9 protein-coding genes and 1 pseudogene are annotated in these 9324 nt (G+C 38.9%); 7 read left to right on the forward strand and 3 right to left on the reverse strand.

The genetic code is table 11. The features are described from left to right. Positions 1 to 172: 172 nt before the first annotated feature. Entirely contained in the window at positions 173 to 409 is a 237-nt protein-coding gene (locus tag V7659_RS32130; protein ID WP_420491733.1) for a hypothetical protein, read from the reverse strand. 300 nt (positions 410 to 709) lie between these two features. Beyond that, positions 710 to 1080, reverse strand: a pseudogene (locus V7659_RS15765) (nuclease-related domain-containing protein); the annotation flags it as partial. Positions 1081 to 1264: 184 nt separating this feature from the next. Here V7659_RS15765 and V7659_RS15770 point away from each other — a divergent pair. Then, positions 1265 to 2194: an ABC transporter ATP-binding protein gene (locus V7659_RS15770; protein ID WP_335540802.1), complete on the forward strand. Its 930-nt coding sequence runs from the start codon at positions 1265 to 1267 to the stop codon at positions 2192 to 2194. After that, complete coding sequence (locus tag V7659_RS15775) at positions 2187 to 3131, forward strand: ABC transporter permease (RefSeq protein ID WP_335540803.1); 945 nt, start codon at positions 2187 to 2189, stop codon at positions 3129 to 3131. The genes V7659_RS15770 and V7659_RS15775 overlap by 8 nt, the downstream gene beginning before the upstream one ends. A gap of 53 nt (positions 3132 to 3184) precedes the next feature. Here V7659_RS15775 and V7659_RS15780 read toward each other — a convergent pair whose 3' ends face one another. After that, positions 3185 to 4456 (reverse strand): replication-associated recombination protein A, encoded by a 1272-nt coding sequence (locus V7659_RS15780; protein WP_335540804.1) that lies wholly within the window; start codon positions 4454 to 4456, stop codon positions 3185 to 3187. Positions 4457 to 4618: 162 nt separating this feature from the next. On the opposite strand from V7659_RS15780, the gene cymR reads away from it, so the two are divergent. The 5 genes from cymR to V7659_RS15805 all read left to right on the forward strand — a co-directional run. Then, positions 4619 to 5038, forward strand: coding sequence for a cysteine metabolism transcriptional regulator CymR (cymR, locus tag V7659_RS15785; RefSeq protein ID WP_026563476.1), 420 nt, complete (start codon positions 4619 to 4621; stop codon positions 5036 to 5038). A gap of 45 nt (positions 5039 to 5083) precedes the next feature. Next, positions 5084 to 6226 (forward strand): cysteine desulfurase family protein, encoded by a 1143-nt coding sequence (locus tag V7659_RS15790; RefSeq protein ID WP_335540805.1) that lies wholly within the window; start codon positions 5084 to 5086, stop codon positions 6224 to 6226. A gap of 40 nt (positions 6227 to 6266) precedes the next feature. After that, a complete protein-coding gene (mnmA, locus tag V7659_RS15795) occupies positions 6267 to 7385 on the forward strand; it encodes a tRNA 2-thiouridine(34) synthase MnmA (RefSeq protein WP_335540806.1) in 1119 nt (372 codons plus the stop codon). A 96-nt stretch (positions 7386 to 7481) separates the two neighbouring features. Further along, positions 7482 to 8135, forward strand: coding sequence for a tetratricopeptide repeat protein (locus tag V7659_RS15800; protein WP_335540807.1), 654 nt, complete (start codon positions 7482 to 7484; stop codon positions 8133 to 8135). A 33-nt stretch (positions 8136 to 8168) separates the two neighbouring features. Next, the coding region (locus V7659_RS15805) for a helix-hairpin-helix domain-containing protein (protein ID WP_335540808.1) at positions 8169 to 9324 on the forward strand (1156 nt) is incomplete at its 3' end.

The following is a 9324-nucleotide window of genomic DNA, read 5'->3' on the forward strand; positions in this document are numbered from 1 at the left end:
CGTAGAAAGGTTCTACGAGACCGAACCTATTCAAATGAGATAGTGAAGGTAACGTAGGATGAAAATACGTTACCACAACCAAAGAAGCAATTAGTATTTTCGTTTTAAAGTGCCTAGGAACCAATCTAAAAAATAAAGAGGCGTCGAGTAATACTTTTATTAAAATAACAATTTATTCAAAATAGAACCAACGGCCATATCCTACTGCATTAAAATTTTCCATCAAGATTCTTCTAATAATTTTCTTAGATAAAATTGCCCCACACCATTCAAATACCAATCCAGTAGTAATTTTTATATCAGGGAAAAGAAACATTAATTCCGCCACGCTGCGTATTACTGCTGACTCAATTGTTTCTATATCCCCGCATTTAATGCACGCTAATACCTTATCTCCACCAGGTGCCATAAAACAGTTACACTTTGAACAAATAACCCCCTTACTTACGCTTCGATATTCATAAATAGGTACCCGGGTGATATAAGGTGATTTGTTTGAATGCAAAGATATTAATCGATCCGCTAACTTTTTGTGCCTTTCATTCAGTTTTGAAGGGGTCCTGTCGAATTCTTTCATATAGGCATTAATCTGTGTTGGGTATATAATCGGCTGGTTTAGAGGGGCCTGGTATAAGGTAAATTCGGGGTTTATAAAAATGACAGATGGTTCAATAGGTATATTATAGCCGAGACTTTTTAGCAATTGACGGAGTAATAATTTACTACGTCCTATCTGATCTAAGGGATTAGTGATATCAGGCCCGGATATTTTATGGAACCCTTCAAAATCGTAAAAATAATCTCCGGAGTAATTTTTACTTCGAATGGATAAATTGTAGATTGAGCAATGATTAAAGTATCAATTTGAAAAATATTATCATTAAACTCAAAGCATAAATCGTTTATTACTAACATATCACTTTGAAGCTTTTCAGTTAACTTATCAAACATTAATTCACCTTGATAGCCCTTTTCAAGCTTAAAATAGTATTTCTTTTCTTTTGTAGATAAATTGCTTCGCGTGTTTAAAGATCTCATGATTTTTAATACAACTGACTCAGAACGAGACTTTAAGGCCATAATCCACTTCCTCTTATTTATTAGAACCTAATATTATCTTACAAAAAATAGGCAACAGACAGAGAAAGGAATATGTATATTTTGTTAAAATTTAGCGAAACCATTTTTGCTAATATCATATAGGAGGTAAATTTTTCTAGAATAAGATAAACTAGTGTGAGAATACATAGAGAGGAGAGAGAGTTTGGAAAAAATTGTCGAGTTGAAAAACGTAACGAAAGTCATTAAAGGACGAACGATCATAGATAATATAAGCTTTCAGGTAAATAAAGGAGAGGTATTTGGCTTTTTAGGTCCAAATGGCGCCGGAAAAACAACAACGATTCGAATGATTGTAGGATTAATGGCGATTACATCCGGAGACATTGAGGTTGGAGGTTCCAGTATAAGGACTAATTTTGAAGAGGCTGTTCGTCATATCGGTGCAATTGTGGAGAACCCAGAAATGTATAAATTCTTGACGGGTTACCAAAATTTAATTCACTATGCAAGAATGGCAAATGGTATTTCCAAAGAAAAGATTGCCGAAATAGTAGAACTAGTAGGATTAACTGATCGGATCCACGATAAGGTAAAAACATATTCTCTTGGAATGCGCCAAAGACTAGGATTGGCTCAGTGTCTCTTACATGATCCTCAAGTATTAATTTTGGACGAACCAACAAATGGATTAGATCCTGCTGGCATCCGAGAGATCCGCGACTATGTCCGTCTCTTAGCACGTGAAAAAAATCTCGCTGTGATTGTTTCAAGTCATCTGCTTTCAGAAATGGAAATGATGTGTGACCGGATTGGCATTATCCAAAATGGCCGCTTAATTGATGTGCAGCTTGTCCAGGAACTTGTCCACGGCGCTTCTGAAACGACCTATGAACTAGAAGTAGTCCCGGCGGATAAAGCCTTGAACCTGATTGAAGCTCATTTTCCCAATGTTCGAGCAAACCTTTCAAGGAATGGAATAACTGTTGAACTTCCAAAACAAAAAATTCCGATTCTAATTAAACAATTCGTATCAGAAGATATTCAAGTTTTTGCGATCAAAGAAATTGCGAAGACGTTAGAAGATCGTTTCCTTGAATTGACAACTGAAAAAGGGGGGCCAAGCCGTGGTTAACTTAATTAAAAATGAATGGATGAAAATTTTTAAACGGCCTGGGACCTATGTAATGATTGCCATCCTTGTAGTCATTACTGCTATCTTTGGCATCTTTCACAAATATCAAGAAAAGGATTTCAACCTCGATAAAAATTGGGAACAGACATTAGTGCAGGAAAATGAAGCCCTAAAGAAGCAGATGAAACAAAGCACTTCAAAGCTGGAGAAGCAATTTTATAAAGAGGAAATCGCAATAAATGATTACCGCATCAAGCATCATATCCCCTTTAATGAAAAATATAATGTCTGGACATTTGTAAAAGATGCGTCCCAGCTGATTATCCTGCCTGGATTATTTACAATTATTATTTCAGCAGGAATTGTCGCCAGTGAATTCAACTGGGGAACCATCAAATTGTTATTAATACGACCGATTAACCGCAGCAAGATATTGATCTCGAAATATTTGACTGTATTATTGTTCGCATTATTAATGCTCGGCATTTTATTTGTTTTCTCGGCTTTGCTAGGGGCACTTCTTTTTGGAATGCCAGACCATGCTGTACCATATTTGAATTATTCCAATGGCCAAGTAACGGAACAACCTATTATTATCCATTTAATGATCTATTACGGATTAAGTTCGATTGATACGATTATGTTAGCGACGATGGCCTTCATGATTTCATCTGTATTCAGAAATAGTTCCTTAGCTATCGGCTTATCATTGTTTTTATTGTTCACAGGGGCTCAATTTACTGTCCTATTGTCCCTTAAATTTAGCTGGGCTAAATACATCTTGTTTGCCAACACAAACCTTATGCAATATGTAGAAGGGACACCAATGGTCGAAGGGATGTCGATGACATTCTCAATCATCATGCTGCTCATCTACTTCGCCGTATTCCAACTCTTAGCCTTCACAGTCTTCAAGAAACGGGATGTGGCCTCATAAAATAGAAAGGGGTGTCAGGCACCATGTGAAGAATTCACATGGTGCCTGACACCTTATTTTTTCCTTGTTAACTTTTCGTATACGATGGCGAGGGCCTGTTCGAATTTTCCTGTTTTCTTTGGTTGGTAGTATTGTTTGTGTTTTAACCTATCGGGTAGATATTGCTGCGGGACCCAGCCGTTCTCATAGTCATGTGGGTACTTGTAGTCGATTCCTCTGCCAAGTTCCTTTGCTCCTTTATAATGAGCATCCTTTAGATGGTCAGGTACTTCGCCAACGATGCCTTTTTGGATATCTTCGAGTGCAGCCTGAATAGCCAAAACTGCCGAGTTCGATTTTGGTGACAGACATAATTCAATCACCGCATTTGCAAGTGGGATTCTTGCCTCAGGAAAGCCAATTCTCTCAGCCGTTTCAATCGCAGCTAATGTGCGTGCACCAACTGGTGGATTAGCTAACCCGACATCTTCATAGGCAATCACAATTAATCTTCGGCTGATACTTGGCATATCCCCTGCTTCGATTAATCGGCCAAGATAATGGAGTGCAGCGTTAACGTCGCTTCCGCGGATCGACTTTTGAAAGGCTGATAGGACATCATAATGCCCATCTCCGTCTTTATCGGCAACAAGGCTCTTTTTTTGCAAACATTCTTCTGCTGTTTCTACATCGATATGAATGATGCCATTTTCATCTGTATCCGTTGACAATACAGCTAATTCTAAGGCATTTAGTGAACTTCTTACGTCCCCATTGGATCCTTGGGCAAAATGCAGCAAGGCTTCTTCGGCGATTTCTACCTTTATCTTTCCGAACCCGCGTTCCTCATCCTCGAGGGCACGATGTAAGGCCAATTTTACTTCATCTGGTGTGGGTGGTTTTAACTCGAAGATCTGACAGCGGCTCCGGATTGCTGGGTTGATGGCATGATAAGGATTACTCGTGGTAGCACCAATTAAAACTATCATCCCGTTTTCTAAGTATGGTAATAAAAAATCCTGCTTCCCTTTATCTAAACGATGGACTTCATCAAGAAGCAAAATGACTTTTCCAGACATTTTTGCCTCCGCTGCAACAATTTCCATATCTTTTTTATTATTCGTGACAGCATTAAGTGTGCGGAAGGCATATTTGGTGCTGCCGGCAATCGCACTGGCAATGGATGTTTTGCCTATACCGGGCGGACCATATAAAATCATCGAGGTCAGTTGTTTCGCTTTCACCATTCTTGATATGATTTTTCCATCCCCAACCAAATGCTGCTGCCCGACAACTTCTTCAATTGTTCTAGGCCGCATCCTAAATGCTAAAGGCTTTTGCTGCATGTTACATCTCTCCAAAATTTAATACAATCTAACTATATATAGCCTTACTTTACCATTTTCCATTGAAAAAGCATATTAAAGTAGAATATGATATAATTTTAATGCCTATCAAATTACTAAGGATTTTAATTGATATTTTATAGATAAGAATAGAGGTGCGATATGAAAATTTCAACAAAAGGTCGCTATGGTTTAACGATTATGATTGAACTTGCCAAAAAGCACGGCGAGGGTCCAACATCATTAAAAACAATTGCACAAGCGAATGATTTATCCGAACATTATTTAGAACAATTAATTGCCCCATTGCGTAATGCAGGTTTAGTAAAAAGCATTCGTGGTGCATACGGCGGCTATATCCTAACTAACATCCCATCCAAAATTACTGCTGGTGATGTGATCCGTGTCCTTGAAGGGCCGATTGCACCGGTTGAAGGGATTGAAGATGAAGAACCTGCTAAGCGGGAATTGTGGATTCGAATTCGGGATGCCATAAAGGACGTTTTGGACAATACTACCTTAGAGGATTTAGCAAATCATAGTAATGACGAAACGCCAGAAGGATATATGTTTTATATTTAGGGTAAAAAAGTAACATTGAGAATTATTTTGATAGAAGGTGTAAATGTGGAACGAATCTATCTCGACCATGCGGCAACATCGCCTATGCATCCCATGGTTATTGAAAAAATGCTTGAGGTTATGCAATCAACTTTCGGGAATCCTTCAAGTATCCATTCTTATGGGAGGGAAGCTCGTCACCTGATTGATCAGGCACGATCGGTGCTAGCAGGCAGCATTGGCGCAAAGGAAACCGAGATTATTTTTACAAGTGGCGGAACAGAAGCAGATAATATGGCGTTATTTGGAGTCGCTGAAACGTATCAGCATAAGGGTAAACACATTATTACCACTGAAGTAGAGCACCATGCGGTTCTTCATGCTTGTCATAAGTTAGAAAAAATGGGTTTTGAGGTTACTTACTTACCAGTGGACGAAAATGGGCAAATTTCGCTGGCTGAGCTGCAAGCAGCCTTAAGAGAAGATACTATATTGGTGTCGATTATGTATGGTAACAACGAAGTGGGAACACTTCAACCAATTTCAGAAATTGGACTGTTATTAAAGGAGCATCAAGCAATCTTCCATACAGATGCTGTCCAAGCATATGGCGTTGAAGATATTGATGTCAATCATAGCTTCATTGATTTATTATCTGTCTCTGGCCATAAAATAAATGGACCAAAAGGAGTAGGCTTCCTTTATTCAAGATCAAATATAAAGCTTTCTCCACGTTCCTTCGGCGGTGAGCAGGAGAGAAAAAGACGGGCAGGGACTGAAAATATTGCCGCGATTGTTGGTTTTCATGAGGCTGTTTTAATATCAAATGAAAATCGAGAGGCTAAGCGCAAACAATTCCTTGAACTGAAAAGTACGTTGATCGATAAGCTGCGAGAGCTGGATGTAAAATTTGACATAAACGGATTACTTGAAAATTCTTTACCTCATGTATTAAACTTAAGCTTTCCTGGGACAAGTGTGGAAGCAATGCTGGTCAATCTTGATTTAGCTGGAATTGCTGTATCGAGCGGTTCAGCTTGTACAGCAGGCTCAATTGAACCTTCCCACGTGCTTGTTGCCATGTTTGGTAAAAACTCAGAACGATTGACTAATTCGATTCGTTTCAGCTTTGGCTATAATACAACCATTGAAGACGTTGTTAAGGCAGCAGAAGAAACAGCAAGAATTGTTAAACGTTTGAAAAAATAAATTTAGTAAAAGCTTTTTGGCAATAGAGAGGTGAAGTTCATTGGAAACAAAAGATCCGAAAAACACAAGAGTGGTAGTCGGAATGTCTGGTGGGGTAGATTCTTCTGTAGCAGCACTTTTGTTGAAGCAGCAAGGCTACGATGTCATTGGAATTTTTATGAAAAACTGGGATGACACGGATGATACCGGTTTTTGTACAGCAACAGAAGACTATGAAGATGTTATACGTGTTTGTAACCAAATCGGCATTCCGTATTATGCAGTTAATTTTGAAAAACAATATTGGGATAAGGTATTTACCTATTTCCTTGAAGAATATAAAGCAGGACGGACCCCTAATCCGGATGTTATGTGCAATAAGGAAATTAAATTTAAAGCCTTCCTTGAACATGCAATGAATTTAGGGGCGGACTATTTAGCTACCGGTCACTATGCTCAAGTTGAGTATCGGGATGGGGAATATAAAATGCTCCGCGGTCTGGATGAAAATAAGGATCAAACGTATTTCTTGAACCAATTGACCCAGGAACAATTAAGTAAAGTAATGTTCCCTATTGGAAATCTAGAAAAACCAAGAGTCCGGGAAATTGCTAGGGAAGCAAACCTTGCTACCGCTACGAAAAAAGATAGCACGGGGATTTGTTTTATTGGTGAACGGAATTTTAAAGAGTTCTTAGGTCAATATTTACCGGCTCAGCCAGGGAACATGGAGACATTCGCAGGTGAAGTAAAAGGTAAACACGAAGGCTTAATGTATCACACAATTGGTCAGCGTCATGGTCTAGGGATTGGCGGTTCTGGTGAACCATGGTTTGCGATTGGTAAGGATTTAGAAAGAAATGTCCTTTATGTCGGCCAAGGTTTTCATAATGAAAAACTCTATTCAGACTCGATTACGGCTGTAGGTGTCAGCTGGGTATCTGACAGGGAAAAATCAACTGAATTCAAATGTACTGCAAAATTCCGCTATCGCCAGGAAGACAATCACGTAACCGTTCGTCTCTTGGAAGATAATCAAGTGGAAGTTATTTTCGACGAACCAATTCGCGCGATCACGCCAGGACAAGCTGTTGTGTTTTACAATGGTGATGAATGTCTCGGCGGAGGAACCATTGATCAAGTTTTTAAAAATGGCCAACGTTTAACATATGTTGGATAGATTTAACCTGATTCCTATAAACGGAGTCAGGTTTTTTTGTTCAGGTTATTTTTTTAAAAAATATGATATACTTTCTCTTAGATTGGAGTGGTAATAATGGATAAAAACCAATTAGGTGTTCAATACATGCAGGAAGGCAATCTGGAAGAAGCGGCAAAGTCCTTTAATGAAGCCATTCAAGAAAACCCAAACGACCCGGTTGCCTATATTAATTTCGGGAATGTACTTTCAGCGGTTGGGGACGACGAAAAGGCTCTTAACTTTTATCAAAAAGCAATTGAAATAGATGAAAACGCTGCGGCGGCTTATTATAGTATTGGAACTTTGTTATTTAGCAAAGACCTATTTAACGAAGCTAAGAATATGTTTGAGACGGCCATGAAAAAAGGTCTGCAATCCAGTGATAATTATTTCATGTTAGGGCTGACGCTTGTTCAGTTGGATCAGGGGAAATTTGCACTCCCTTACTTACAAAGAAGTGTGGAGTTAAATGAGAACGATGCAGAAGCTCGTTTTCAATACGGATTATGCCTGGCACAGTTAGAATTAATCGCTGAGGCTGTCATTCAATTTGAAAAATGTATCGAATTGGATCCAACTCATTCCGATGCCTTTTATAATTTAGGTGTCTCCTACGCTTTTCAAGACAATCCAACCAAAGCATTAGAAATGTTAAATAAAGCACTAGACATTCAGCCAGACCATCTGCTGGCAGGTCACGCGAAAAAATTATTAGAAAGTAACCAATAATAATCAATTTTTTTTGAGAAGGGAGGGAGCCAAATGGAAAAGCAAGACACATTGGATTTATTCGCTGAACAGGGGAAATTTGTAAAGGGCAGACCGATTGTCACCATTTTTCACAATGAACAAAACCTTTATACGGTTTTGCGAATAAGAGTCGATGAAACAAACCATCCATATGAGGACAAAGAAGCTGTGGTCACTGGTTATTTTCCAAAAATCCATGAACAGGAGACCTATATCTTTTTCGGTGAATTTAAGGATCATCCCAAGTTTGGTCTGCAATTTCATACCAATCATTTCCGCAAAGACATGCCCCAATCAAAACAAGGGGTCATAAATTATTTATCGGGAGAGATGTTTAAAGGTATTGGGAAAAAAACTGCTGAAAACATTGTTGAAATCTTAGGAGAAGATGCCATCTCAAAGATTCTCAACCAGCCGTCCTTGCTTGATTCCATTCCAAAACTCCCTCCTGAAAAAGCAAAAATGCTCTACGATACACTTATGGAGCATCAAGGATTAGAGCAAGTCATGGTGGCTTTAAACCAATACGGCTTTGGACCTCAGATCTCCATGCGGATTTATCAAGCCTATAAAGATCAGACGCTTGAGATTATGCAAAAGAATCCCTACAAATTAGTGGAAGATATTGAAGGAATCGGTTTTGGCCGAGCTGATGAGCTAGGTTACCAACTTGGCATAACAGGAAATCATCCTGACCGGATTAAAGCAGCCTGCCTCTACATCCTTGAAAATGAAAGCATGCAGACGGGTCATGTATACATACATGCTGAGGATTTATTAGAACAAGTAAAAGCACTTTTAGAAGAGAACAAACGTGATCAAATTGAATACATAGATATTTCAAATGAAGTCATCAAGCTTCAAGAAGAGGGTAAATTAGTTGGTGAAGAGAAGCGTGTGTACTTGCCATCCTTGTATTTTGCCGAGAAAGGGCTGGTAACGAACATACAGCGGATCCTTGCACAAACAGAATATAAGGACCAATTTCCGGAGTCTGAATTCCTTCTCTCATTAGGAAGTTTAGAGGAACGACTGGGTGTGCAATATGCACCAACACAGCGTGAGGCCATCCAAACTGCGTTAATGTCGCCAATGTTGATTCTAACTGGAGGACCAGGGACAGGAAAAACCACTGTTATCAAAGGAATTGTAGAACTTTATGCAGAAT

The sequence above is a fragment of the Neobacillus drentensis genome (assembly GCF_036966985.1).
Lineage (GTDB): Bacteria > Bacillota > Bacilli > Bacillales > Cytobacillaceae > Neobacillus > Neobacillus drentensis_E.

Bases quoted from the DNA above. Each gene is read 5' to 3' on its own strand.
- V7659_RS32130 (WP_420491733.1), bottom strand. From the start codon at position 409: ATGGCACCTGGTGGAGATAAGGTATTAGCGTGCATTAAATGCGGGGAT.
- V7659_RS15780 (WP_335540804.1), bottom strand. From the start codon at position 4,456: ATGCAGCAAAAGCCTTTAGCATTTAGGATGCGGCCTAGAACAATTGAA.
- cymR (WP_026563476.1), top strand. From the start codon at position 4,619: ATGAAAATTTCAACAAAAGGTCGCTATGGTTTAACGATTATGATTGAA.
- V7659_RS15800 (WP_335540807.1), top strand. From the start codon at position 7,482: ATGGATAAAAACCAATTAGGTGTTCAATACATGCAGGAAGGCAATCTG.